The sequence below is a fragment of the Marinobacterium sp. xm-a-152 genome (genome assembly GCF_013282965.1).
In the GTDB taxonomy this organism is placed as follows: Bacteria; Pseudomonadota; Gammaproteobacteria; order Pseudomonadales; family Balneatricaceae; genus Marinobacterium_E.
In genome coordinates, this window is record NZ_WBYI01000001.1 from 46,657 (window position 1) to 73,050 (window position 26,394).

At 47.2% G+C, this 26,394-nt stretch carries 24 protein-coding genes; 23 read left to right on the forward strand and 1 reads right to left on the reverse strand.

The features are described 5' to 3' along the window. Nucleotides 1-46 precede the first annotated feature (46 nt). Nucleotides 47-1,210, forward strand: a complete 1,164-nt coding sequence (locus XMA152_RS00245) for an OmpA family protein (protein ID WP_173482345.1) — start codon at nucleotides 47-49, stop codon at nucleotides 1,208-1,210. 192 nt (nucleotides 1,211-1,402) lie between these two features. Here XMA152_RS00245 and flgM read toward each other — a convergent pair whose 3' ends face one another. Next, nucleotides 1,403-1,777: a flagellar biosynthesis anti-sigma factor FlgM gene (gene flgM / locus XMA152_RS00250; protein WP_173482346.1), complete on the reverse strand. Its 375-nt coding sequence runs from the start codon at nucleotides 1,775-1,777 to the stop codon at nucleotides 1,403-1,405. Nucleotides 1,778-2,030: 253 nt separating this feature from the next. Here flgM and flgB point away from each other — a divergent pair, with 253 nt between their 5' ends. The 22 genes from flgB to fliI all read left to right on the forward strand — a co-directional run bounded on the left by flgB (nucleotide 2,031) and on the right by fliI (nucleotide 26,391). Further along, nucleotides 2,031-2,414, forward strand: a complete 384-nt coding sequence (flgB, locus tag XMA152_RS00255; RefSeq protein ID WP_173482347.1) for a flagellar basal body rod protein FlgB — start codon at nucleotides 2,031-2,033, stop codon at nucleotides 2,412-2,414. Nucleotide 2,415: 1 nt separating this feature from the next. Then, complete coding sequence (flgC, locus tag XMA152_RS00260) at nucleotides 2,416-2,826, forward strand: flagellar basal body rod protein FlgC (RefSeq protein WP_173482348.1); 411 nt, start codon at nucleotides 2,416-2,418, stop codon at nucleotides 2,824-2,826. Between the two features lie 18 nt (nucleotides 2,827-2,844). Beyond that, a complete protein-coding gene (locus XMA152_RS00265) occupies nucleotides 2,845-3,528 on the forward strand; it encodes a flagellar hook assembly protein FlgD (protein ID WP_173482349.1) in 684 nt (227 codons plus the stop codon). A 32-nt stretch (nucleotides 3,529-3,560) separates the two neighbouring features. After that, complete coding sequence (locus XMA152_RS00270) at nucleotides 3,561-5,987, forward strand: flagellar hook-basal body complex protein (protein ID WP_173482350.1); 2,427 nt, start codon at nucleotides 3,561-3,563, stop codon at nucleotides 5,985-5,987. 172 nt (nucleotides 5,988-6,159) lie between these two features. Continuing rightward, nucleotides 6,160-6,912: a flagellar basal body rod protein FlgF gene (locus XMA152_RS00275; RefSeq protein ID WP_173482351.1), complete on the forward strand. Its 753-nt coding sequence runs from the start codon at nucleotides 6,160-6,162 to the stop codon at nucleotides 6,910-6,912. 81 nt (nucleotides 6,913-6,993) lie between these two features. Next, entirely contained in the window at nucleotides 6,994-7,779 is a 786-nt protein-coding gene (flgG, locus tag XMA152_RS00280; protein ID WP_173482352.1) for a flagellar basal-body rod protein FlgG, read from the forward strand. A 25-nt stretch (nucleotides 7,780-7,804) separates the two neighbouring features. Beyond that, nucleotides 7,805-8,494, forward strand: coding sequence for a flagellar basal body L-ring protein FlgH (locus XMA152_RS00285; RefSeq protein ID WP_173482353.1), 690 nt, complete (start codon nucleotides 7,805-7,807; stop codon nucleotides 8,492-8,494). 14 nt (nucleotides 8,495-8,508) lie between these two features. Beyond that, on the forward strand, nucleotides 8,509-9,708 hold the full coding sequence (locus tag XMA152_RS00290; protein ID WP_173482354.1) for a flagellar basal body P-ring protein FlgI: 1,200 nt from the start codon (nucleotides 8,509-8,511) through the stop codon (nucleotides 9,706-9,708). Between the two features lie 11 nt (nucleotides 9,709-9,719). Next, nucleotides 9,720-10,193, forward strand: a complete 474-nt coding sequence (locus XMA152_RS00295; RefSeq protein WP_173482355.1) for a rod-binding protein — start codon at nucleotides 9,720-9,722, stop codon at nucleotides 10,191-10,193. Between the two features lie 6 nt (nucleotides 10,194-10,199). Continuing rightward, on the forward strand, nucleotides 10,200-12,308 hold the full coding sequence (flgK, locus tag XMA152_RS00300; RefSeq protein ID WP_173482356.1) for a flagellar hook-associated protein FlgK: 2,109 nt from the start codon (nucleotides 10,200-10,202) through the stop codon (nucleotides 12,306-12,308). A gap of 38 nt (nucleotides 12,309-12,346) precedes the next feature. Next, on the forward strand, nucleotides 12,347-13,276 hold the full coding sequence (flgL, locus tag XMA152_RS00305; RefSeq protein WP_173482357.1) for a flagellar hook-associated protein FlgL: 930 nt from the start codon (nucleotides 12,347-12,349) through the stop codon (nucleotides 13,274-13,276). Between the two features lie 210 nt (nucleotides 13,277-13,486). Next, nucleotides 13,487-14,674, forward strand: a complete 1,188-nt coding sequence (locus tag XMA152_RS00310; protein ID WP_173482358.1) for a flagellin — start codon at nucleotides 13,487-13,489, stop codon at nucleotides 14,672-14,674. A 338-nt stretch (nucleotides 14,675-15,012) separates the two neighbouring features. Then, on the forward strand, nucleotides 15,013-15,378 hold the full coding sequence (locus tag XMA152_RS00315; RefSeq protein ID WP_173482359.1) for a flagellar protein FlaG: 366 nt from the start codon (nucleotides 15,013-15,015) through the stop codon (nucleotides 15,376-15,378). A 209-nt stretch (nucleotides 15,379-15,587) separates the two neighbouring features. Further along, nucleotides 15,588-16,982: a flagellar filament capping protein FliD gene (gene fliD, locus XMA152_RS00320; RefSeq protein WP_173482360.1), complete on the forward strand. Its 1,395-nt coding sequence runs from the start codon at nucleotides 15,588-15,590 to the stop codon at nucleotides 16,980-16,982. 102 nt (nucleotides 16,983-17,084) lie between these two features. After that, nucleotides 17,085-17,477: a flagellar export chaperone FliS gene (gene fliS / locus XMA152_RS00325; RefSeq protein ID WP_173482361.1), complete on the forward strand. Its 393-nt coding sequence runs from the start codon at nucleotides 17,085-17,087 to the stop codon at nucleotides 17,475-17,477. A 283-nt stretch (nucleotides 17,478-17,760) separates the two neighbouring features. Then, on the forward strand, nucleotides 17,761-18,960 hold the full coding sequence (locus XMA152_RS12760; RefSeq protein WP_173482362.1) for a sigma-54-dependent Fis family transcriptional regulator: 1,200 nt from the start codon (nucleotides 17,761-17,763) through the stop codon (nucleotides 18,958-18,960). 326 nt (nucleotides 18,961-19,286) lie between these two features. Then, nucleotides 19,287-20,732: a sigma-54 dependent transcriptional regulator gene (locus XMA152_RS00335; protein WP_173482363.1), complete on the forward strand. Its 1,446-nt coding sequence runs from the start codon at nucleotides 19,287-19,289 to the stop codon at nucleotides 20,730-20,732. Nucleotides 20,733-20,774: 42 nt separating this feature from the next. Beyond that, entirely contained in the window at nucleotides 20,775-21,104 is a 330-nt protein-coding gene (gene fliE, locus XMA152_RS00340) for a flagellar hook-basal body complex protein FliE (RefSeq protein ID WP_173482364.1), read from the forward strand. Nucleotides 21,105-21,145: 41 nt separating this feature from the next. Further along, complete coding sequence (gene fliF, locus XMA152_RS00345) at nucleotides 21,146-22,918, forward strand: flagellar basal-body MS-ring/collar protein FliF (protein ID WP_173482365.1); 1,773 nt, start codon at nucleotides 21,146-21,148, stop codon at nucleotides 22,916-22,918. 17 nt (nucleotides 22,919-22,935) lie between these two features. Further along, nucleotides 22,936-23,988 (forward strand): flagellar motor switch protein FliG, encoded by a 1,053-nt coding sequence (gene fliG / locus XMA152_RS00350; protein ID WP_173482366.1) that lies wholly within the window; start codon nucleotides 22,936-22,938, stop codon nucleotides 23,986-23,988. Continuing rightward, nucleotides 23,975-25,003 (forward strand): FliH/SctL family protein, encoded by a 1,029-nt coding sequence (locus tag XMA152_RS00355; protein WP_173482367.1) that lies wholly within the window; start codon nucleotides 23,975-23,977, stop codon nucleotides 25,001-25,003. Before fliG ends, XMA152_RS00355 begins: the two co-directional genes overlap by 14 nt. Continuing rightward, entirely contained in the window at nucleotides 25,000-26,391 is a 1,392-nt protein-coding gene (fliI, locus tag XMA152_RS00360; RefSeq protein WP_173482368.1) for a flagellar protein export ATPase FliI, read from the forward strand. The genes XMA152_RS00355 and fliI overlap by 4 nt, the downstream gene beginning before the upstream one ends. The last annotated feature ends 3 nt before the right edge of the window (nucleotides 26,392-26,394 follow it).

Consider the following 26,394-nt stretch of genomic DNA (forward strand, 5'->3'; position numbering starts at 1 on the left):
TTGTTCAAATTAGAAAAGTGGAATCGATAGGTTAGAGGACTTTTAAATGGCAGAAGAAGAGAGAGATCTACAAGAGATAGACTCTGATGCGGAAGTTGCCGTTGTCGAGAGTGATCCGCCACCCGAGAAAGAGGTTAAGTGTGAAGAGTGTAAGCCAGGTGCGCCCCTTTGGATGGCGACCTTTGCTGACATGGCAACACTGTTGATGGCTTTCTTCGTATTGATTCTATCGTTTACCGAACAGCGCCAATTGAAGTATTTGCAGGCGGCTGGCGCACTATCTGAAGCCTTTGGTGTGCAAAAGGAGGTGCAAACCTTTGAGCGTCCAGATGGCACGATGATCATCAACAACTCATTTAGCTCATCGATGTCTAATCCGACCATCGTACCTTCTGTAGAGCAAAGCAAAGTAGATGAGATTGATCCGGAGCGAGACTTAGATCGCAACCGTAAAGAGAAGACAGAGTCTGATACCAACACCACTAAAGAGCAGTTAGAAGAGCTGTTAGCGGAGTATGTAGCACGAGGGCAGGTAGAGGTTCGTCAGCAGGATAATCAAGTCATAGTAGAGATGAAGTCGACAGGTTCAGCGGAAGCGGAGAGCGAAGATAAAACCAAGAATGTCGGTGGTGTTGTCCCTCAAGAAAGGGTTGAACTGTTGCGTCGAATCGCAGAGTTTCAACAGAGTGCGCAATCGCCGATTGAGGTACTCGACTACGACGATACGATGAATTGGGCTAAACAGGACCCTAATCAAAATAAAATTGATGCAGTCGCGCATAAAATTGATCAGCTCAATAATGAGTTAGCGCGTGAAATAGCCACAGGCATTGCAGAGATCGAACAGCAGGGTGACCAGGTGATTGTAAGGCTAGCTGAACAGGCCACCTTCCCAGAGGGGGGTGCAGAGATGAGCCAGCACCGTGCTGAAGCCATGTTGCGCAAGGTTAGTTCTATCATTGCCCAGAACGATGGACCAGTGACGATTGAAGGCCATACTGACGCCGAACCACTCCCTGTAGGCGGCAAGTACCCATCAAACTGGGACCTCTCCATAGCACGTGCTTCATCAGTGGCAAACTCACTCACTGATCAATTCGCGATACCAAGTGATCGCCTCACAATTAAAGGTTACGCTAATACAAAGCCTCCGCGTGAGGGTAGCCTCATGGGCGAGCGCCGAATCGAGATCGTGATGGATGTGAATTAAGCTATTCCCACATCGACTTAAAGAGATTTCTAACCCTTTTTATTAGCGGCTCAGTATCCAATGATTGTGTGATGAATCATTCATCCTCTAAGTAGGGTTTCCCGGCTTTATCATCAAGGCATTTTTTTGAAGGTTTAGTGGGTCTAAATCAAGAAAAAATAACGCTGGTGCTGGGTTCGAATGGAAGCCTAATCAGCGTTGAATACCGGGTGGGGGGTTAATTAATGAATTCAAAGACACCATCTTATCCGCAATAGCTTCCGGATCTAATGGATATTTACCCTCAGCAATAGCACGTTTGATTCGCTCTACCTTATCGAGGTCTACGCCTGAATTTTCTGTAGCTATTTTGGTCGCTCCTGCTGCCTTTTTGGCTGCGTCTGTCAGGGTGACGGTATCACTTGCGAGACTAGCTTCAGTTTGAGATGCGCTACTTGTACGTTCTGCACGTTTAGCATCTAGCAAGATTGGGGTGTCAGCAGTTCCTGACGCGCGCGCTTGAACACGGCTCGGTGAGTCCGTCTTCTGTCCGCTATTGCGAGTTAGGAAATGAATATTATCTGCCATGTCTCAATCTTATCTATTGAATGTTTATAGAGTTACTTTCTCATTATCGACACCTCAGGCTAAAACTTGAGTGGCAATCTTAAAAAAAGCGGCAAAGCCTTGCCATTCTCTTTCTATTTGCCGCTTTCATGCCTTCGAAAGAATCGTGATTGCTATCAAATATATTAATTAAATGCTTGTTTTAAAATAATTTTTATTTTTCTGGTACGGGGTTTGCTTATAGGTTGGCAAGGGTAAAAAAGAGAGTTACACAATGTCTTTACTACAAGATCCATTCGGAATTCACGGGAGAGCACTCTCCTTGCGAGATATGCGTTCAACAGTGTTGGCCGCAAACATCGCAAATGCCGATACGCCTAACTACAAGGCGCGAGACATTGATTTTAAATCACTGATTCAAAATGGCGCAAAGGGCCAGATGCAGACAAGTGATTTCAACCATATGCAGTCGGCGTTTGGTGCAGAGGGTGGGGACCTTCTATACCGAGTGCCTTCTAGTCCATCACTCGACGGTAATACCGTGGAGATGGATACCGAACAGAATATTTATGCCGATAACGCCATGCGTTACCAGGCAACGCTGACGTTTTTGAACAGTCGTATCAAAGGCATAAAAACAGCACTGAGGGGTGAATAATATGTCATTTTTTAATGTTTTAGGGGTGGCAGGCTCTGCCATGAATGCTCAGATGGTTCGCATGAATACCATCTCCTCTAACTTAGCTAACGTGGGGGTTGCCGCTTCAAGTGCAGAAGAGGCCTACAAAGCCAAGCGTCCGGTATTCCGAACAGTGATGGATCAACAGAGTGATCACTACACTGCTGGCGTCACCGTCGATAGCATCGGTCAAAGTGATAAACCTAACGATCGCCGTTTTGAGCCGAACAACCCTATTGCTGATAAGGATGGCTACATCTACATCTCTAATGTGAACTCGATTGAGGAGATGGTGGATATGACCATCGCATCACGTTCATACCAAAACAACGTTGAGTCAATTAACACCGCTAAGAAGCTGGTGCTACAGACTCTACGTTTAGGTCAATAAGGACGGGGGTAGCAAGCTATGGTAGACACTGCAATTAGTAGTGCTGTTCGTACTGTCGATGATTATCAGGCGGCTCAGCAGGCTGAAGCAGAACGTACTTCATCAACGCTTGGGCAGAGCGATTTTCTAAAACTTATGACCACCCAGTTGATGAACCAGGATCCGCTCCAACCGATGGAGAACGGTGAGTTTCTAGCCCAAATGGCGCAGTTCTCAACCGTCAGCGGAATCACTGAAATGAACACCTCAATGCAATCGATGTCCGATAGCTTTAAGTCACAGCAGTTGATGCAGGCCAGTGGTTTGATCAACAAAAGCGCATTGGTTGAAGGAAGCTTTGCGCAACTGGATGAGACCAAAGGTTTGAAGGGCGCGATCATGATTGATGAAGCAACTGACGGTACTGAATTAGTCGTTAAGAACCTCAAAGGAGAGGTGGTCTATTCAGAAGCTGTCGGACTGCTCTTCCCAGGTATCCATGAGTTTGAGTGGGATGGCATCACCAATGATGGTTACCCTGCTGAACCGGGTGAATATTTTGTAGAACCAGTCGCGATGAAAAATGGTGAAGCGTTTACACCGACGACGCTGGTTTACGCGAATGTGAATGCAATATCAACAAGCCCTGCTGGTGAGCTTCTATTGGAAGTCGCAGGTGTGGGTAATCTTCCATTTAATAATGTCTATCGCGTTGGCGAATAGAGCGATAAGAAATAACTTAGGAGACAACAGACATGTCATTCTATACATCACTCACAGGTCTTAACTCAGCGACCTCACAGTTGGCGGTAACTTCCAACAACATCGCCAACTCCGGTACGACAGCTTTTAAACGTTCTCGTGCAGACTTTGGTGATATCTTCTCGACCTCACCGTTGCAGAAATCTTCGGCTCAGATCGGTCAGGGTGTACTTCTTAAAGGGGTAAACCAGGAGTTCAGCCAGGGTAACATTTCGACATCAGGTAACTCGCTCGATTTGGCGATTACCGGTGACGGTTTCTTTCCACTTAAAACAGCCGACGGTCTGCAGGATATCTACACTCGTAACGGTGCCTTCATGCTTAATGAGCAGAACAACGTGGTGAACTCTACCGGTCAGCGTCTGATGGCAGCATCGGTCGATTCATCCGGTACTGCGGATATGAGTAACCTAAGTGCTTTGACTATCCCGTCACAAACAACGGGTGAAGCGCAAAAAACTACGGAAGTAAAACTTGGCCTTAACTTACCAGCAGATGCCCCAGTTATTACAGCTAAGTTTGACCGCACAGATCCGTCCACTTACAACGAGTCTACCGCTTTGACTGTGTACGATGATTCGGGTGAGGGTTATCTAGCAACCATTTACTACGTTAAAACGCAAACAGCCAATATCGGCCAGCCAGAGTCAAAATGGCAGACATATTTTTTCATCGGTGATCAGGCATTTGATCCTCGTCTTCAGCAAGTTACCAATGAAGCGGGCCAATATTTGGAGATGAATGGCCATGGTGATATGCGTTACGTAACTGCAAAGGCCTCTCAGAAAGTGGGTATGTTCCGTTACGATGAAAACGTGTCAAAACAGAACTCGCTGGCTGCAACAACTGTCTCTTCTGTGCCTAGTGCTTCAACCATTATTGATGCAGACGACAATATTTCAGTGTCAGGGGATAATCTGAAATTCAACTTTAGTGTAGAGGTTGATGGCATAGCCCAAGCTGTGTCACTTGATCTTACAAGCGATTCAGATGTAGTTACCGGTAAAATTTCAGGTGATGCATTAGCATCTAAATTATCTGTAGCTATTAATAACGCATTCTCTGAATCAACAGTCGCTGAGGCTGATCGTAAGTACGGCATGAAAGTAACCTATGAAGAGGGACAGTTCTCGTTTTCTTCAGGTTCTACAGGTGATGCATCAAGTATCAGCTTTACATCGCTAGATGCTACTAACTCGACGGGTGCTTCAAATATATTAGGGCTAGATACTGTAGAGAATGTTGTGAATGCAGTTGGCGCCACCGATAACGCAATTCGCGGTAAAGCTTCAGATCCTGCAATCCTAAAATCTGACCCGGTTATTTTGAAATCTGATGGAACCATGACCATTGCTTCAGACCTTGATATTGAAGTAGTGGTAAACGGTGTAAAATCTAATTTCCAGCTAGATATTGGTAATACCAGCTTGAAGCCAAGTGTTATAGCGGATTTGCTTGAGCAGGGAATTAACTATCCAGACGTCACAGTGGACTCAAAAGTAAAACAGGAGAGTGGTTCTTCTATTACTGAAGCAGGCCAGAAATTGCGTGGTGTTCAGGTGACTTTTGATGAGACAACCAATCAATTCATCGTTACTAGCCCAACATCCGGTGCTGGCTCAGTAATCGATATTGTAAAAATTGCTGAAACAACAGGCGACAAAACAGAAGTTCCTGAACTATTTGGTTTTGCCAATACAACCCGTGCTGTAGGTGTTACAAATACCTGGGTTAACCTTTCACAACACACAGTCAACGGTACTCAGACATTCGTTGAGTTGGGTGATGATGGATATTACGAAGAGGTAACCGATCCATCAGGTGTGGACTCAACTATTAACGCCGAAACATGGAAGCCTGTCTTCCTTGATCCAGGTGAACTGACATTTACATTGAATGGTGAGGCATTATCACCCTTTATGGGCAGTCCGTTCACGGCAAAACTGGTAGCGGGCCAGGACACAAATATCCCAATTAGTGATATGACGATTGACCTTACTCGTTCTAGTCAATATACCGGTACCTTCTCAGTGCTATCGCAGTCTCAGGATGGTCAACCTGAAGGTGACCTAATGGGCTTGGATATCGGTGGTGACGGTCTAGTAAACGCATCCTTCTCAAATGGTACTCAGAAGTCCCTTGGTAAGATCATTCTTGCAAACTTTGCTTCACCTTCTGGTCTACGCCAGATGGGTGACTCAAGTTTCTTGGCATCTGCATCATCAGGTGATGCTAAGATCGGTGAGGCGGGTTCTTCAGGTTTCGGTTCAATCCGAGCGGGTGCGATTGAACGTTCTAACGTGGACTTGACCCAGGAGCTGGTGGATTTGATCACCGCACAACGTAACTTCCAAGCAAACGCGAAAGCGATTGAAACTTCAAATACCCTGACCCAGGCCATCATTAATATTCGCGGATAACCCCTCCAGTAGAATATTAGGCTTGGTTTCCTTTGCCCTCTATCTTATTGATACGAGGGCTTTTTTTATTTTCTGGCATGATATCTGCTTACCTATTAGCAAACGACAACTTTCGTCATAAAAACGTCGTTGAAGCGGCAAACACTTGCCGCCTCAAGATGAGGTAAGACAGATGGATAAGATGATATTTACCGTGCTCAACGGTATGAAGGTGACAGAGCAAAGACAGGCCAACACCTTTAACGAGTTGGCTAACGTCAACACCGTTGGCTTTAAAAAGAGCTTCAGCTCTGCGGTTATTTCACGAGACCTTATTGCAGAGGGGCACCTTAACTCGCGTGCCTTCCCAATGTTACAGACAGATAACATTGTAGACCTGAGTCCAGGCTCTGTTCAGCGTACAGGTCATCCGTTGGATCTCTATGTCTCAGGCCAGGGTTTGTTTGCTGTGCAGGCACCGGATGGAACTGAGGCTTATACCCGTCGTGGCGATATCAAAATCACTGAAAATGGTGTGTTAACAACCGGCGCTGGGCATCTCCTTTTAGGGGATAACGGGCCCATCACTTTGCCTCCATCAGCCAAGGTCGATATAGCAGCCGATGGTACTGTCAATATTTTGGCAGCGGGTGAGGCTGGCAATGTCATGACGCCAGTCGCTCGCATCAAACTGGTCAATGCCCAAGATCAAGTGATGCAGATTCGCCCAGATGGCCTGTTCCAAACGGCTAATAAAGCACTCTTGCAAGCTGATGCCGATATTACAGTGATGTCGGGGGCAGTTGAGGGCAGTTCGGCTAGTCCTATTGATGCGATGGTGCAGATGATTCGTGACTCGCGTGAATATGAGATGCAGGTCAGTGTATTTAAAAATGCTAAAGAGCTTTCAACCGCTGGGGCCTCTGTGGTCCGCATGGACGGTTAAGCGAACTTAAATCAAACAGAATTTAACAGATCAGGGAAAGCGACCGCCGAGTCGCAACTTAGAAAAATAGAGGTAAACACAATGGACGCTACATTATGGATTGCAAAGACCGGACTTGATGCGCAACAGACGCGCATGTCCGTGATCTCGAACAACCTTGCGAACGTTAACACCATGGGCTTTAAACGCGACCGTGCGGTATTTGAAGACCTTCTCTACCAAAACGTTCGTCAGGCAGGTGCCAATACAGCTGCAAACAGCGAAGCGCCTACGGGACTGATGTTGGGTACTGGTACACGTATTGTTGCCACAGAGAAACTCCACACGCAGGGCAATATGGTGCAAACCGAAAATGCCTTGGATGTGGCGATTGATGGCCCTGGCTATTTCCAGATCCTGCGCCCAGATGCAACGATTGGGTATACCCGTGATGGCTCCTTTAAGCTCAGCGCTAACGGTGAGCTTGTTACCTCAAACGGTTTCCAGTTACAGCCTTCGGTGGCAATTCCTGCTGATGCGCAGTCAATCACCATTGGCCTAGATGGCACGGTAAGTGTGATGCGTTTTGGACAAGCCCAGCCTTCTATTGTCGGCAATGTGCAGTTAGCGACCTTTGTTAACCCAGCTGGCCTTCAGGCTACGGGTGAGAACATGTATGTCGAAACTGCAGCCAGTGGCGCCGCACAGTTACTAACACCTGCTCAGTTGGGTGCTGGTAAGTTGGTTCAGGGTGCTCTAGAGGCTTCAAACGTGAACGTTGTTGAAGAGATGGTCAACATGATCGAGACACAACGTGCGTACGAGGTGAACTCTAAAGCGATCTCCGCCGCAGACCAGATGTTGAAGTTTGTGAACAACAACTTGTAACAGCGAGTTCATAGGAGGGGATAGTATGAATCAGTTAACAGGCTTAAAAATGACGCTAGTAGCAGCCGCGGCAATAACGCTGGTTGGTTGTGGCGGTAACGATGTGATGCCGCAACGCGTTAATAACTTCGAGCCGGTAATGCCGCAAACCATCGTGGCAGATAAGGTCGTTGATGGCTCTATCTATGCAGGCCGTGTTAACGGTGGTCTATTTGGTGACCGTAAGGCTTACCAAGCAGGTGACCTGATTACTATTCTTCTTCGTGAACGTACTAACGCCGTAAAAGAGGCGACGGGTACAGTTGATCGCACCTCTGAAAATGATGCACTGTCGCCGCTGCAACTCGCCCGTCTAGGCACAGCGGGTGGTCTCCTCTCTACTGACTCAGCCTTAGGCTCCAGCATCAGTAGTGATGGATCTGGCTCAGCTACACAGAGTAACCAACTCGGTGGTGACATCACTTTAAGTGTTGTGAATGTTCTACCAAACGGAAACCTCGTGATTCGAGGTGAAAAACTGATCACCCTGAATCATGGCGATGAGTATGTACAGGTATCAGGTGTGATTCGCCCTGATGATATTCAGCCTGATAACACCATCCTATCTAAACGTATCGCAAACGCTCAGATCACCTACAGTGGTTCGGGCCAGCTAAATGACGCCACTAAGATGGCTTGGGGTAATGCGTTCTTCCTCAAGTTCTGGCCATTCTAAGCGAGGGAGTAAAGATGAAAACTATCCCACTCGAAAAAGCTGTGTTTAACGCCTCGTTGGTCACTGCAAAGTTGTTCTTTCGCGGCCTAGCTCTGATTTTAGTCTTGGCTTGGGTTAGTAACGCCAATGCAGATCGTATTAAGGACCTGACTGATATTGCCGGTATCCGTGACAACCAGTTGATCGGTTTTGGCTTGGTTGTTGGTTTGAATGCAACAGGTGATGGCAGCATCTCTTTTACTAACCAGAGCTTGCGCTCAATGTTGTCGCGCTTTGGATTAAATCTTCAGGATGCAACCTCAGATCTATCCCAGTCTGCCTATAACAGCATTGCAGCTCGTGCACAGGATATGGATTTGACTAACGTTGCCGCTGTTATGGTGACAGCTGAGTTGCCCGCTTTTGCGAAACCGGGTCAACGTATCGATGTCACTGTCTCAACGATTGGTGAGGCAAGCAGTTTGCGCGGCGGTACTCTATTGATGACACGTCTATTAGGTGTCGATGGCGAAGTCTACGCCATGGCGCAGGGTAACCTGGCCGTAGGTGGCCTAGGGGCAGAGGCTGCGGGTTCGAAAGTGATTGTTAACGTGCCAACTGTAGGGCGTGTACCCTCAGGTGCGACGGTCGAGCGCTTAGTAGACACCCCATTCGGTAACAGTGATTACCTCGTCTTGAATATGAAAAGTCGAGACTTCACAACAACAACTCGCGTTGTAGAAGCGATTAATGACACCTTTGGTGAAGGTATTGCAGAGGCAATAGATGGGGTCTCTGTTCGTGTTGCAGCTCCTGATGGAATGGGTGCACGTGTCAGTTTTGTTTCGATGATTGAAAGTCTAGAGATTGACCCAGGTGAACCACCAGCACGTGTTGTGGTGAACTCTCGCTCAGGGACTGTTGTGATAAGCCGAAACGTTCGCGTTAGCGCAGCTGCTGTCACACACGGTAGCCTCATGGTGAAAATCGTTCAGAAGAACGAAGTGAGCCAGCCGGGCCCATTTACTAGCGTCACGGAAGCGACTCCGGTGACCAATACCGATCTTTCTGTATCCGAAGAGGATAAGCCGATGTTCTTGTTTGAGCCGGGCGTTGAGCTTCGTGAAATCGTTGATGCGGTCAATATGGTTGGTGCATCGCCAAGTGCCTTAGTGGCAATCCTTGAAACCTTAAAACAGTCAGGCAGCCTGCGTGCTGAGCTGATCATTATCTAAGGGGTAAGGTTATGGGCAATACAACCAGTATTAACGGCTATAACGACTTCCAAGGTATCGCAGAGCTGCGTGGTAAGGCGCAGCAGGATCAGTCGAAAGCGATTGATGAGGTAGCAACCCAGTTTGAAGGGATGTTCCTAAACATGATGCTTAAAGAGATGCGTAAAACGGTTCCAGAGAGTGAACTGTTTAACAGCCCATCTATGCGTCTGTTCACCGATATGCAAGATCAGCAGATTGCATTGAACATGGCAAAAGAGGGGCCTTTGGGCATCGCGAACCTGCTTAAAGCTAACCTGCAGGGGCAGGGTGGCAATACTCAAGGTGAGGCTAAGGAGCTCAACTTTGAAGCAGCACTCGATTATCTCCAGAAGAGTGCGCGTGCATTTGAACTACAGCAGGCTCAGAAAACATTTGAACTACCGCAAAAGGGTGTGCAGCCAATGGCGCTGGATAGCTATCAAGCGGTTGGTAAAGAGTGGTAATAGCGTATGGCTGATCTACTATCGGTCGGTACTTCCGGCATAAAAATCTACCAGCGGTCACTCGCGACCGTTGCGAATAACATAGCAAACGTCGACACCGAGGGTTATTCACGTCAGTCCCATGAGACTGAACAGATGATGGATGCTGGCTCTGCAACCGTTAAGATCGGCTTGGGTGTCTCATCGGCATCTGTGCGCCGTGCTTACGACAGTTTCGCGACGGAAACCCTTCGAAAGAACACCTCTTCATTAGAGCAACAAAACTCGCTCTATGACTATGCGCGCAAGTTAGAGAACATATTGGGTGATTCGCAGCTCTCTGTTACCACTATTTTGGATAGGTTCTTCTCTGCAGCGCAGGATTTATCAGTCTCGCCATCCTCTGCCAGTGCACGTGAGTCTCTGTTAAATGAGGCACGTAATGTCTCGGAGCGCTTTCAGTCGATGGCGCGTCAGTTTGATCAACTCGATACCGACTCATTCCTAGAGATCGATAGCAAAGTAAGTAGCCTTAATACCTTGGCTAAGCAGTTAGCTTCAGTCAACCAGTCTCTCTATAAAAATGGGGAGGTTGGTAAACAGCCAAATGCTTTGCTAGATCAAAGAGATGACCTACTGCAACAGATGTCCGAACTGACTAAGTTGGCCGTAGTTGAGAAGAAGAGTGGTGTTGTCGATGTCTACATCGGTTTTCAATCCTCGGATACCGCACTTGTCGAGGGCGATACCTCGAAAATGCTATCGGCAAAACGCCTTGCAAGTGATCCAGAACGTGTCGGTTTTACATTGGATGCTTATGGTTCACCTAAAGCTATCTCTAGCATCACTAGTGGTTCATTAGCAGGGATCCAAGATTTTCGTAACAACGCTCTGCAACAGGCGCGTGGCGAGTTGGATGCGCTAGCACTTGGCTTTATGAACGCCGTGAACGCAGTTCAGCAATCAGGTTGGGACTCTTCAGGGAACTATGGTCGTGCCATGTTTGGTGTATCAGATAGCACCGCACACGCAGCCTCTGAAATCTCTGTATTAATAACCGGCGGTGATGATATTGCGACCGCAGCACCTTTAATGGTGGATCAGAACAGTAGTACTTCAACGCTTAAATTAAATAGCTGGTCGACGCTCACGGAGAGCTCACTGCGGAACGGAGAAAATAGCATTAGTGATGTCTTGGGGGCTGTCACCTCTAAGTCGGTTAGCGGCACGAATGCAATTCCTTCGAAAGCCTTTGTCATCGAAGGTAATTTAACCCGAGATTTGGATCTATCTTTCGATAATGAGACTGGGGTTCAGATCTTCACCCGTGATGGTCAGCATATTTATGGCTCTAGCCCACTTAATGACACAATTAAATCCAATCTGCTTACATCAGGTAATGGCTTTAATTCATCAGGTACAGATCAGTATAGCAATGCTTATTTGAACGCGTCGGGTGCATCGAGTTTTAAAGATGCCTTCTCCTACTACACCGATTCAAGTGGCAACACGCATATGCGAATTGATGGGCAGATTAGTGACGATCTTATGGTCTTTGTAACTGATGGTACCTCCACATTTAGTGGTGGTTGGTACCCCGAGGATGTCTCTCAAACTCAACAACAGTTGTTGTCAGATGTTGAGATAAACTTCACCAGTTCTAGTAGCTACACCATTACCGATATCACAACGAATACCGTAGTTGGTACTCGCAGCTATACACCGGGCGACCTGATAGAAATTAATGGTTGGTCAGCAACTCTAGAGAACAACCCAGTTGCTGGAGATAGCTTCACAATCGGTGCGAATAGGTCTCCTGCAGGTGATAACCGCAACGTACTGCAATTGGCTGAACTTCAATCGAACCGAGATATATTCGATGGTCGCGGCACCCTAGGTGAAGTCTATGCCGATGTGATTAACGATCTAGGCTCCGTGGTAGTGCAGGCGCAAATCAGCCGTGATGCGCAATCAGTACTAACAGATGAAGCTAAACAGCAACGTGATTCAGTATCGGCGGTCAGCCTAGATGAAGAGGCGGCAAACCTATTGCGCTTCCAGCAGGCCTACCAAGCGAATGCGCAGATTATCCAAGCCGCCAACCGACTCTTTGATGTCATATTACAAATCCGCTAACTCTGGTCGATAGTTAAAGCAGAGTAAGGAAGCAGAAAATGATTCGTGTAACCACCAGTACAATATTTGATCGCATCACGACCCAACTAGGGCAGCAGCAGGCGCGCCTGGCTGAAACGCAAGAACGTATCTCAACAGGGCGTAACTACCTAAAGCCATCTGATGCGCCAGATCAGGTTGCAGCACTAGATCGCCTAGAGAGCTCTGTTCGCAAAGCGGATCAGTACCTGAAGAATATTGCTGCGGTGAATGACAAACTAAGCCTGCAAGAGTTAGCGATAACATCAGTCAACGATGATTTGATTCGTGCTAAAGAACTGCTCATTCAGGGGGCAAATGGCACCTTAGATCAAACAACGAAAGAGGCTTTAGCGATAGAGCTAGACTCAATTTACAACAATCTAATCTCCGTCGGTAATAGTAAAGATACTGACGGTAGTTATCTCTTCTCTGGTTTTATTCAGGGTACTCCGCCTTTCAGTGCTAGTAATGATCCGCTTATCGGAAGTTTCAATGACTTTTTTGCCGGAAACGATGCAATACAAACGGTCGCGATTGATGACGGTTACGCGATTGATGTCGGTTTACCAGGTTCTAAACTCTTTTCAGGCTTTAAAGATGAAGCAGGTAACAGCACAAACCTCTTCAAAGTGATTAAACAGGCAACCAACGCATTGCGCACCAGCGATGAGGCGGGTATTCGCAGCGCAATTGATTCAGTCAGCAATGGCTTTGACTATGTCAATGTGAAGCTTACGCAGGTTGGCTCTAAAATGCGTGTTACTGAGACTCAGACTCAGATATTAGATGAGAGAACACTAACACTGGAGAGCATGATCTCATCAGTTAAAGATCTGGACTATATCAGCGCTGTCACGGAGTTAAAGAATCAGAGCCTTGCATTAGAAGCAGGGCAAGCAAGCTTTGCTCAAATCAGTAATCTGTCGCTGTTTAACTACATTAAATAAATGTTTTGCACTCTTAATAGAACCAGCCAAAGGGCTGGTTTTTCTATTTTTAGCACCGTTGTAATTATTTTCTAAATTAGGATTAAAGTTATCTGAGACGCTGCCGATATTAAGGGTACAGGGGCGGCAATGGCCGGCCTTAGTGGAAAGACCTGAGAGAATGCTCAGGGACTCGAAGCGGTGAAAACTTAAAAATATTGGAGACATATTATGTCAATGGTAATTAACACAAACGTAGCGTCACTCGCATCACAACGTCACCTTGCATCCTCTCGTGCAGATATGGAGCAGGCGATGGAACGTCTATCCTCAGGCAAACGTATTAACTCAGCGGGTGATGATGCTGCAGGGCTTTCAATTTCACACAAACTTGATGGCAAAATCGCGAGCCTTAATCAGGCTGTTCGCAACGCGAACGACGGAGTAGCAATGATTAACCTCGCAGAAGGCGCCATGGAAGAGATCAGCTCAATGCTGACTCGTATGAAAGAGTTAGCAACCCAAGCGGCTAATGGCACATATGAGTCTGCTGACTTAACCAATCTTGATGCTGAGTACAGTCAGCTCAAATCAGAGATTACGCGTATTGCAAAATCGACAGACTTCAACGGCGTTTCTGTATTGAACTCAACAGCCTCTGCCACTTTTCAAATTGGCGATGGGTCGACGTCTAACGTGGATAACGTTTCGGTAACAATGCAAGCCATGAAAGCTAGTGATATTGGTGGTGCTGCGGATACCATCAACGCTTCTGCGTCGATTACTATCGATCAAGAGTTTGATGGAACTACTGCTCAGGAATACGACTTTGCTCTTACTGCTGCTACAGATATTGATGCTGGTCGAGAGTTGGTTGTGACTGTTAACGGTACTCAGTTCCGTCAGGCATTTGTTGACGCAGACGGAACTGGTGCAAAGTCAGCAGACAACGATACGGCTACTATCAATGCACTTAGCGATAAAATTGAGGCTGCTGTTAGCGACCTGTCAGTAACAGAATCAGCAGCTGGTGTTGTTACCTTTTTATCCACTGATGCAACTGTGCAATTTGATCTTAGCAATGTCCAGGTCGTGACTGCGGGTGGTTCGCTTGATGGAAGTTCAATTTCATCAGCCTCAAACGCATCAACAGCTTTGGGTAGTATAGACGCGGCTATGACAAGTGTTGATAGTTACCGCTCAACGCTTGGAGCTGTAGCTAACCGCCTTGATCATGCTGCATCTAATATCATGTCTCGTGTAGAACACCAGTCAGCAGCACGTTCACGCATCGAAGATGCTGACTACGCGGTTGAGTCTGCAAACCTTGCGAAAGCACAGGTGCTACAGCAGGCAGGTACAGCGATGCTGTCACAGGCTAATGCAAGCACCCAGAACGTGCTATCACTGCTGAAATAACAGGCGGTATTCGAACTAGGGATTAACACCTGGCCAAGTTACTAAACTCAGTCAGGTGCCCTAGAGGATACCAACGCTCTCAATTAGTGAGAGCAACCTCTCCAGACTCTCATCTTTAGATTCAGCTTTAGATTGAGAGAGCAAAAGATTCAGGCCTGGTGTCAGGGTAACCCACCAAGTGGATCTGGATCTAAGTACAAAAAGTACTTGGGGAGTGAACTACTTAAACGCTCTTTAACATCGAATCGCTACACTTGAACTTACTCCTAATTAGTTTGAGGGAGAGTTTGGCAAGAGTGTTACACAGCGTTTGCGTAGCAAGCGTGGAGACGAAACTTATGAGTAGTATTGAAGCCGTAAAAGGATCTGCCGTTCAGTCTCTCGACTTGGCCCGTGCAGCAGCACAATCGTCAAGTAGCTCTGCTGGTGCGGTAACTCCGCCACCAGCAAGCTTTGAGGCAAATGAGAAGGTACTCATCTCTGGTGATGATTTGAAAGCAGCGGTTGATCAACTCAACACGCATATGCAGAAGATGAATCGCAATGTGAACTTCTCTGTAGATAGCGCGAGTGGCAAAGATGTTGTTCGTGTGACTGATAGCAACACCGGTGAAACGGTACGCCAACTTCCAAATGAGGATATGCTTCAGTTTATCCGTAACATGGAAAATATGGTGGGTGTGATCTTCGATAGTCGAACCTAACGAAGTGAGCAAATCTAGAAAACGCCACAGGCATTAGCTTGTGGCGTTTTTTTATGCATCCAATTTGAGGCGGTAATAGAGAACTGGCACGCAATCTGCAATGTTCTTACAAGACCGGTTTTTTACACCCATAACGGCCAAATTGTGTCAGTAAGCGGCTAAGGTTTGCCGCAAATTTGCCGATAGTTAGGGTAATAGAGGGAATTTAAATGGCGACTGATTATTTAAATGCGTTAGGTGTAGGTGCAGGTTTGGATACCGTTGCACTGGTTTCGGCGATTGTTGATGCTGAAATCGCACCGAAGCAGAGCAGCATCGAGACACGTCTCGCCGATGCAGAGGTTAAGATCTCGGGCATGGCGAGTTTGAAGTCTGCTATGCAAACATTGCAATCAGCCTATGAAACTTTGAATGATGCCCGTGAATTTGATTTTTCCTATTTGAGCAATACCAATCCAAGTGCCGTCAGTGTGATTGCTAATGGCGGAGATACGCAGGTTGGTTCCCAATCTATCGTTGTCCACCAGTTAGCTCAGGGAGATATTCGCGTATCGAATACGGTGGTTGACAAAACTGCTGACCTAGGTGCCGGCGGTGAAACTTTCACCTTTACCGTAGCAGGTGAGCAGACCTCTATTAGCCTGAACGCGGGTGATTCATTGGAAGACCTCGCCACAGCGATTAATAACTCTAGTGCTGCAGTTAATGCACGTATTGTGGAGGTAGAGGCTGGCTCCTATCGTCTCTTTATTCAATCGGACGCAACCGGTGATGCAAATGCCATCACGATTGATTCTGATGTAACAGCACTTCAGTTGGGACTGGATGCCAACCATGCCCAACAATCACAAAATGCAGAACTCTCATTTAACGGGGTAGCTGTTAGCCGCAGTAGTAACTTAGTGAGCGATCTTGTTCCGGGACTTACATTAAATTTGCAACAAGCGGGAGATGCTGAAACCACGCTAGAGATTGGTCGTGACGATGGCGCTGCAGCTACCGCAGTGCATGATCTTGTTGATGCCTTCAATGCGTTCAATACGGTATTGAGTGGACTGCTCACCGTAGCTAACGAAAATGGTGAAGCGGGTGCCTTCGCTGGAGACCCAACGGTACGCAATATTATGAACCGAGCCAAAGAGCTGTTTTTCGCAGAGGGCTCTGTTCCTGGTGCTAACATCAAACGTATGAGTGATTTGGGTGTATCGGTTGATCGAAATGGTGTTTTCCAAGTGGATGATACTAAGCTCAATTCAGCTTTGGCTAATCATTATGATGAAGTGAAAAGCTTCTTTACTGCAGGCAGTGATGATCAATCGGATTACAGTAGTGCGCCGCGAGGCTTTGCTGGCGATCTTATCAAGCAGATGGATGAGTATTTAGGCTTTGGTGGACTGGTCTCAACACGTGAATCGGCGAATACGAAATTGGTTGCTTCCTTAACGGATGATCAGAGTGAGCTAGATGTAAAACGTGCGGCATTAGAGGCCCGTTATACTAAACAGTTCACTACCATGAACCAGATTGTAAGTGAAATGAACTCGCTGAAAGACTACCTGGATAGTCAGTTGAAGAATCTGCCCTTTACTGCAAAAAATAACTGATAATTGCATTAAAAGACTTAAGTTTTTATGCCAAGGGTCGATAAGAATATTGAACGGTTTGATACAAACCAAGATGATATTCCGACCCTTGGAGCAGACACTATGTTTCTTGCGCAGCGAGCACTACATAACTACAACACGATTGATACCGATGCCAAAGCATCGTTCGCAACGCCATACCAGCTGACTCAAATGCTATTTGCTGGCGCTATGAAATCTTTAGCCTTAGTGCCAGTCCTTATGGAGCGAAAAGAGTTTGCAACCTGTGCCAAAGAGGTTACCCGTTCGGTGGGTATTATTAACGGGCTGCGGGAATCATTGGATTTAAGCCAGGGTGAATTGGCAGAAAACCTCTACGAATTGTACAGCTATATGACTCGCGAGATTGTTCGTGCTCACCGTGAAAAAGACCCAGAAGCAGTGCGCAAAGTACGTGCTTTGTTAGCAGAGATCGATGAAGCCTGGAATCAGATTCCGATTGAGCTTCGCGGTTAAAACAGAATTCATTTAAGCCTCTAAAACTCGATCAATTCCGTTGATCGAGTTTTTTACTTTTGGGTGAATTAAAACTGTTTGGCTTTAATCATTACTCGTTTCTCTGACGATTTTTCGTCGCCTTTTGATCAATCTTTGAACGAATAATCGTCAATTTTTTGAAGAAATGATGATTTTGGGTATTTTCTACCCATCACAGCCGTCGGACATTTGTGTATCTTTTGACACATAAGCTGATCCAAATTGATTTGGGTCCTAATTGCTAGGTCGGAAGACAGGCTCTATGGCTAAAACATCACTCAAAAACATATTGGTCGGAAGTTCTGCAGCGATGCAGGAGCTACGCCAACAAATTGAACAGGTTGCCCACACCAGCGCTACCGTTCTTGTCTTGGGTGAGTCCGGTACCGGTAAAGAGCTTGTAGCCCGTGGTATCCATGAGCTATCCAACCGAAGCAAACAGAACCTAGTTCCCCTTAACTGTGGTGCAATCCCTAAAGATCTTTTCGAGAGTGAGCTATTTGGTCATGAGAAGGGTGCCTTCTCGGGTGCTGTAGCGAGCCGAGTAGGGCGTTTTGAACTGGCTGATAACGGCACACTTTTCTTGGATGAAATTGGTGAGATGCCGCTGGATATGCAGGTTAAGATGCTGCGTGCTTTGCAAGAGCGTGTCATCGAACGTGTCGGCAGTGGCAAATCGATTGAGGTTGATACCCGTATAGTGGCTGCCACTAACCGTTGCCTCGAAACCTCTATCGCTAAGGGAGAGTTCCGTGAGGACCTCTACTACCGTCTTAATGTATTCCCTATCTTTGTACCCCCCTTACGTGAGCGTGAAGGTGATGTGGTTGAGTTGTTTGACCATCTAGCGAAACGCTTTGCAATGAAGGATGAATCGCCGATTCGTCTTACTGGCTATGCCCGCGTAGAAATTATGAAGCGTCAATGGTTAGGGAACGTGCGTGAGTTGAGCAACTTTGTAGAGAGACTCTCCATTCGCTATCCTGGCCAAGAGATCACTCTAGAGATGCTACCTGCTGCTGGGTGGCGTGAGACACTGTTGGCAGAATCCTCTTCACAAGATCACTTAGTAAATGCACAGCAAATAAGTGCCCAACCAGCGAGCGGACAGAACATAAGCGGTGAGTATGCATTTAAATCCGCAACTCATTCAGAAGCGCCGACTCACTTTTCAGGTACACAGGCCAACTCAAGTGCAACTACTGCCGCTGAACATGCTGCATTGATGGGGCATGAACTGCCATCAAATAGATCTCCGGCTTCACCACCTGATTTACCTACAGTAAATGTTAGCCAAGGTATCGTCCTTAAAGAGCATCTGCAGAAGATAGAGGTTGATTGCATTGAGCAAGCACTAAAGTGCAAAAAGGGCAATGTTGCCTCTGCTGCACGCCTGTTGGGCCTTCGTCGTACGACACTTATCGAGAAGATTAAAAAATACGGTGTTGCGGTTCCCGCTTAGGTAATAGATTTCTAAAGCTCCATCAAAAGTCAGATATTCCAAATGCCCCCTTTAGCCCACATTTATGTGGGTTTTTCTTTTTTAAACCCAATCAATTTTTCCTTAATAAAAGCGGCAATAAGGCGTCATTTTTTTGTCGTTTGACTTCAAAGAAAAACACTTAAACTTATTTTTATATTATTTATAAATTTATTTTTTATTTTTAAATCAATGGCTTATATTTGTTTTTTGTGTCTTTTTAAGTCCTATTTTTTAAAATTGGCACGGCTTTTGCGTAACTACTGACAACGACCCTAAATGTGTCAAAAAATTGAGAGTAGTTTGTAATGTCACAATCAAAAACCTGTTTAGCTGTCCTAGATAGTGTTGCCGACCAAGGTGAGCAGTTAACTGACCTACTGCGTCCACTGGTGGATAGCTCAACACTCATCACCGATGTGCAGGCACTATTTGCCTTAGCTGCAGAACAGCAACTCGATTGCCTACTCATTAATGCACGTGATGACCAGGAACTGCTTACTGCTGCGTTTCGACAGCGTGCGCTATCAACGATCGATTGCCCAATTGTCGTGATGGTGGATGAGGGTGAAGTTGAGCTTGCCGTTGCAGCCGTTCGCTTCGGCGCAGTTGATGTTATTCAAGCTCCGGTGACACCTGAACAGTTTGTTGAGCGTATGGCTGAATTTGCTGCTCTACCACGTCAGTCAGACTTTACCTGTGAAGCTGAGCAGTCGCGTCAGTTAGTGATGCTCTCTGAACGTGTTGCCCAGACTGATGTCACAGTTTTGATTAATGGCGAATCGGGTACCGGTAAAGAGGTGCTAGCGCGTCATATTCATGACAACTCGCCACGTGCAGACAAACCGTTTATTGCATTGAACTGTGCCTCAATTCCAGAGTCGATGCTTGAAGATATGCTATTTGGCCATGAAAAAGGTGCCTTCACTGGTGCTGATAAGCGCTATGAAGGGCTATTTGAGCAGGCTCACCGCGGCACCCTTTTTCTTGATGAGATAGGTGAAATGCCTATTGTGCTGCAAGCTAAAATCCTACGTGTCCTTCAAGAGCGTGAACTGCGTCGTCTTGGCGGCAGTGAACTAGTGAAGCTGGATGTACGCGTAATTGCAGCCACGAACCGTGACCTTGCAGTCCAGGTTCGTGAGCGCGAGTTTCGTGAAGATCTCTTCTACCGCTTGAATGTATTCCCACTGAAAATTTCACCGCTACGTGAGCGTATTGAGGATATCTTGCCAATTGCTGCCGTGTTGATGAAAAAACACCGCAAAACCATCGGTAACCGTTGTCGTCTATCTAAAGCGACGCAGCAGTTTTTTAAAGCCTACCCTTGGCCAGGTAATGTTCGTGAACTTGAGAATGTTGTGCAGCGTGCAATGGTGTTGGCTTTTGATGGTGTTATTGAAGTTGAACACCTTCTACTTGAAAACGATTTGAGCAATCAAGCACAAGCGATTCCGCAAAACAGTTTTGCGCCAGAAACAGTGCAGCCAGAGCAAAGTGCTTCAGAATCATTTGTGCCGCAACGTACGACGATTCATCAGCCATATAGCGATACACCAGTGAAAGTGACTGAAGCGGAAGAGGTTGTCTCCCTCAGTGACATGGCTTGGGAGAGTGAATCTCGCATGATTTTGAATACGCTTTCACGTTTTAGTGGAAACCGTAAGAGTACGGCAGAGAACCTAGGTATTAGCCCTCGTACTCTTCGTTACAAGTTAGCCAAGCTTAAAGATGAAGGTGTCGCGATCCCTTAAGTGGACCGTTAATCCAAAAGAGATATTGAGAAGGATTTGACCATGAGTGCGCCAATTTCAAATGCCAATATGCAAGCGATGATTACGCGAATGCGGGTCATGGCTGAACAGGTTTCAGCCGATAAATCGAGTATGACAGGCAGCACTGGAGCAACCAGTTTTGCAGATACCCTGACCAATTCACTGCAGCGAGTGAACGAGCTGCAGAGTATCGCTGACGATAAGCGAGTCGCGTTTGAAATGGGAGAAGAGATCTCTATCGCCGACGTCATGCTGGCGAAAGAGAAGGCTTCGATCGCCTTTGAAGCAACCTTGCAGGTAAGAAATAAGGTCTTATCGGCATATCAAGAAATTATGCAGATGCCAGTTTAAGGCAATGTGTTTAACCATTTAAGAGTTAAGGCTGGTTAGTTATGGCAGAGCAACTTACAGCAGATGGCGTAGACTTCAAAGAGAGTAACGCTTCAAGTACCGCAGTGGGCAGTGTCAATTCAGGTGTCGCACCTGCAGAGGTCGAAAGCAAAACCAATCGGGTTGCCAATTTTATGGCGCAGCCGGCTGTGCAGCGCGCTATTCCAGCGATTATTGCCATTGTGTTGCTGATGATTTCGATGATTGTCTATTCAGTCTTCACCGGTTCTGCCAACCGTATTCTGTTTGAGAATCTAACAACTGAAGATAGTGCAGCAGTTTATGCAGCTCTGCAGGAAGCAGGTATTGATGCTCAGATTCAGCAGGCAACGGGTGCGATTACTGTCCCAGACGAAGATTTCCACCGTTCAAAAATGTTGCTCGCGTCACAGGGGTTACCACAGGGTATCGACACCGGCGGCTATGAGATGATTCGTGGCGATCAGTCACTTGGTACTAGCCAGTTTATGGAGCAGATGCGCTACCGCCTTGCAATAGAGGAGGAGCTTGCTAAATCGATCTCAACTATTAACTCAATTAAGCAGGCGCGTGTGCACCTTGCTATTCCACGTCAGTCTGTATTCATTCGCGAACGTGAAAAGCCAAAAGCCTCTGTTGTGGTTTGGCCACAAGCGGGGCGCAGCGTCTCTAACTCCCAGGTGCAGGCGATTATCCATATGGTCTCTTCAAGTGTGCCGTTTATGGATGCTGAGTCAGTCTCTGTGGTCGACCGTTACGGTAACCTTTTACATTCAACGACCGGCTCTGCGGAACTTCGCATTAGTAATGAACAGATGCGTTACCGTCGCGATCTAGAAGAGATGTACCGTAGCCGAATCGTTGCGCTTTTGACGCCTTTCCTTGGCCAAGAGAACATTCATGTTGAAGTGAACGCTGATGTCGACTTCACCTCAGTCGAGAGCATGAGTGAGCTATTCCCAGGTGCCAATGCTGTGCGCAGTGAGCAGGTATCAGAACGAACCAACGGTACTGCCGAGGCTATTGGTACACCAGGCGCTACATCTAACAACCCGCCCCCTGAGGCTACGCTTACAACACAGCAAGACGCTAATGCTCAGGCAACAGGTGCAAACGGTACAACTACATCAATGAATCGTAATTCAACGCGTAACTTTGAAGTTGATCGCACGATTCGCCATGAGAAGAAGGTTGCTGGCCATCTAACAAAACTGACAGTAGCTATGGTGCTTGATCAACCCGCACCGGCAGAGGGTGAAGAGGCGAAACCGCAGAAGAGTACGGCCGAAATTGAGTCACTTATTAAAGGCGCGATCGGCTTTGATGTGGCGCGTGGTGACTCGGTGACTGTGATGTCGACAGCCTTTGAAGTGGCGCCAGAAGCTGAACCCATTCCTCTTTGGAAGGATGAGCAGATGCTAAGTATTGCTCGTCAGTTGCTCATCGCACTTGCGTTCATCCTGATGGTCTTCTTCGTCTTCCGTCCATTGATTCGCAACGTGATCAACCCAGGCACCATGGTGGGTGGTCAGCAGATTGCGATTGGTCCAGATGGCAATCCAATTGCAATTCCTGCAGGTGATGAGCATGGGGAAGATATGCTGCGTGACGGTGAATCACTAGAAGAGATGAAAGCACGACTTAAACCTAAGAAGAAATCGCAAATCTCAGCTGACATGCTTGATACCGCAAACACTTACGATGACAAAGTGGCACTGGTGCGCATGCTGGTATCGGATGACTCGCGTCGCGTTGCTAACGTAATGCGCGGCTGGCTTAAACGTGACCTTGGTTAAACGGCAGGATTGATACGATGGCTGATTTTACTTTAGACGGTGCCCAGGAGCGCTCACCTGAGTTGGAAGAGGAGCTACGTCTTCTTTCACCTACGCAAAAGACTGCGTTGCTAATGATGCTTTTAGGTGAAGATGAAGCTGCCAATATTTTGACTCACCTTGAGCCGCGTGAAGTTCAGCACTTGGGTGCTGCAATGGTCTCCGTGTCAGAGATATCACAAGAGGCAGTTAGCGCTGTGTTGGATGAGTTCATCGCGACGATCAAGCACCAGACGAGTCTTGGCTTTGGTACCTCTGACTATGTTGAGAACGTTCTAGTAAAAGCGCTTGGTGAGGACAAGGCATCGAGTGTCATGGGGCGTATCATGCCGCGTAAGAGCTCGAGTGGCTTGGAGATTCTGCGTTGGATGGATGCGCGCTCAATCTCAGAGATGATTCGTAACGAACACCCGCAAATTATCGCGATCATTCTCGCCTTTTTGGACTACTCGCTCGCTGCCGACGTTCTGAATTACTTAGCGCCTGATATTCGAGCAGAAGTCATTATGCGTGTTGCCAACCTTGAGACTATCCAGCCAGAGGCGTTGGATGAACTTGAGGTGATTATGAAGCAGCAGTTCGCGAATAACTCAGCGGTGAAATCATCAAGTGTCGGCGGTGTGAAAGCAGCCGCTAAGATCATGAACTACACCAAAGCGGATCTTGAAACTGCCGTTATGGGCACCCTTGAGGATGTTGATGGCGACCTCGCGCAGCGCATTCAGGACAATATGTTTGTCTTCGATAACCTTGCTGATGTGGATAACAAGTCGATTCAGGTGCTGATGCGTAACATTGAGCCGGATCAGTTGATGACGGCGCTAAAAGGTGCTGATGAAGAGGTTAAAGATAAGTTCCTAGAGAACATGTCGAAACGTGCGGCTGAAATGTTCCTTGATGATATGGAGGCGAAAGGTCCTATCCGTATCACCGAGGCTGAAGAGGCGCAGAAACAGATTCTTCGTAAAGCACGCAAGCTCTCTGATGCTGGTGAGCTAATGCTATCTGGACGTGGCGATGATTTTGTCTAAGGTTGTTAAAGCTGGACACGATAGTGACGGCATCAGTGACTGGAATCACGAGCTTTCTGCTTGGATTCTAGAGAACGGAGAGGAGAGCGAAGAGTTTCGCCCCTTCTTTGCACTAGGATCGGAACCTTCAAATAACAGCTTTAAACGTGAACATGATCAGGGTCTTGTTCACCCATCAGTCAGTACGGCTGCCTGGAAACCGATTCGCCCTTTAGATATGGCTGATACCACCTCTTCAGACTTCTCGGCTCTACCCCATTTGAGTGAAGATATAGCATCCAAAGACCTGATTGATCCTGAGGAGAGCTCAGAAGAGATTACACAACTGCTAGATAACGAAGAGCTTGATGATTTCTCTGAAGTCGAAGATTCGCTGCCAACCTACGAAGAGGGCTTTAGAGCGGGACTTACACAGGGGCTTGAAAATGTAGACAAGTTGGCTGAGGATTTAGCGACTAAGAAAGTAGCCAAACTCTCCGAGAAAGTAGATCGTATTCTTGCTGATCTGCATGAGTCGCAAGCGACTGTCACTGATGATTTGGATGAGACCTTGGCACGCTTGGCTTTGCATTTGGCTAGACAGATCGTTCGCGGTGAATTGCGCACACCTGAGACGATGATTCATCAATTAGTGAAAGCTGCGCTCAATGAGTTTTCTGTCGAAGGCAGCCTCAGACTCTACCTCAACCCTGATGATCGTGAGGCATTTGAGCGCCTGTCACTGAACAACCGAGAGGGGATTGAACTCTGCACAGATGAAACCCTTACTCAGGGCAGTGTACGGTTACAGCAGGGCGAACGTCGCACTGAGGACCTTATCGAACAACGTCTTTCTGAGTTGGCATCACGACTGCTGAGCGATGTAGATGCGACCTTTTTAACACCTCTTGAGCCGCTGTCTGATCCCTCGTCTGAGTCAAATTACCCAGCCTCTTATGATTCAACCTCTTATGACTCAAATAGGGATGATTCAAACGCTGAAGATCCAAGCTCTGACGAGGATCTGAAGTCATGAATAGTCGATTCGCTGAGCATGTCGCGCGTTGGGTAGAGGATATCCAACTATCTGCTCCACGGGCACAGGGCGTCTTGACACGTGTTGTAGGTTTGACGCTTGAGGCGACTGGAATCAATGCCCCCATAGGTTCACGTTGTGACGTCATCTCTCCAGATGGGTCATCAATTCAAACTGAGGTGGTCGGTTTTGCCGAAGATCGTCTACTCCTCATGCCATTTGAGCGGACTCGTGGTATCGCTCCTGGACATCGTGTCGTGGTTCGTACCACCAATAGCAGTTTCGGGTTTAGTCCAGATCTGCTCGGCAGAGTCATTGATGGTATGGGACATCCACTAGATGGTGGTGCTCCGATAGTGGCAACTGCCTATCGTCCGATTACTGCAGATCCTATAAATCCTTTGCATCGTCGGCCAATCACCGAGAAGTTAGATGTGGGTGTGCGTGCAATTAACTCGCTGCTATCCCTAGGTCGCGGTCAGCGTATCGGTTTGATGGCTGGCAGCGGAGTTGGTAAAAGTGTTTTGTTGGGAATGATGACCCGCTTTACGTCAGCCGATGTCGTTGTGATTGGCCTTATTGGCGAGCGTGGTCGCGAGGTTAATGAATTTGTACGTGACACCCTGGGCGAAGAGGGGATGAAGCGTGCTGTAGTTATAGCTGCTCCTGGGGATACTTCACCGGTATCTCGTTTACATGGTGCATCTTTGGCAACTGCTGTAGCTGAGTATTTTCGAGATCAGGGCAAAAACGTTTTGCTGTTGATGGACTCTCTGACGCGTGTTGCACATGCTCAGCGTGAGATCGGTCTCGCCGTTGGCGAACCCCCCACGACTAAGGGCTATCCACCTTCAGTGTTTACGCTGTTGCCATCATTGATTGAGCGGGCAGGTAACTCAAACGTTGCCAATGGCTCGATCACAGCAATCTATACCGTATTGGCCGAGGGTGATGATCAACAGGACCCAATTGTCGACTCTGCTCGTGCAATTTTAGATGGTCATATCGTTTTAACCCGTGAACTTGCAGCTCAAGGACATTTCCCAGCGATCGACATTTTGCAGTCGGTGAGTCGCTTGATGCCGCAGCTTGCATCGCCAACTCATCTTGAAGCGGCATCAGAATTTAGGCGTCTCTACTCCGCCTACGAAGAGCACAAAGATCTAATCAGTGTTGGAGCATATCAACGTGGCTCTAACCCGGATGTTGACCAGGCACTGGCGCGTCTCTCCTTCATGCGCAGCTTCTTGAAACAGGATATGAGAACTGCGGTGAGCCTCAGTGAGTCTATTCACTACCTAGAGAATATGCCTGAAGAGGTGGAGCAGGAGTCGCCTAAACCCGTGCAGATAAATCGTACTTCGCAAACAGCGGTACTGGAGGGGTAAATC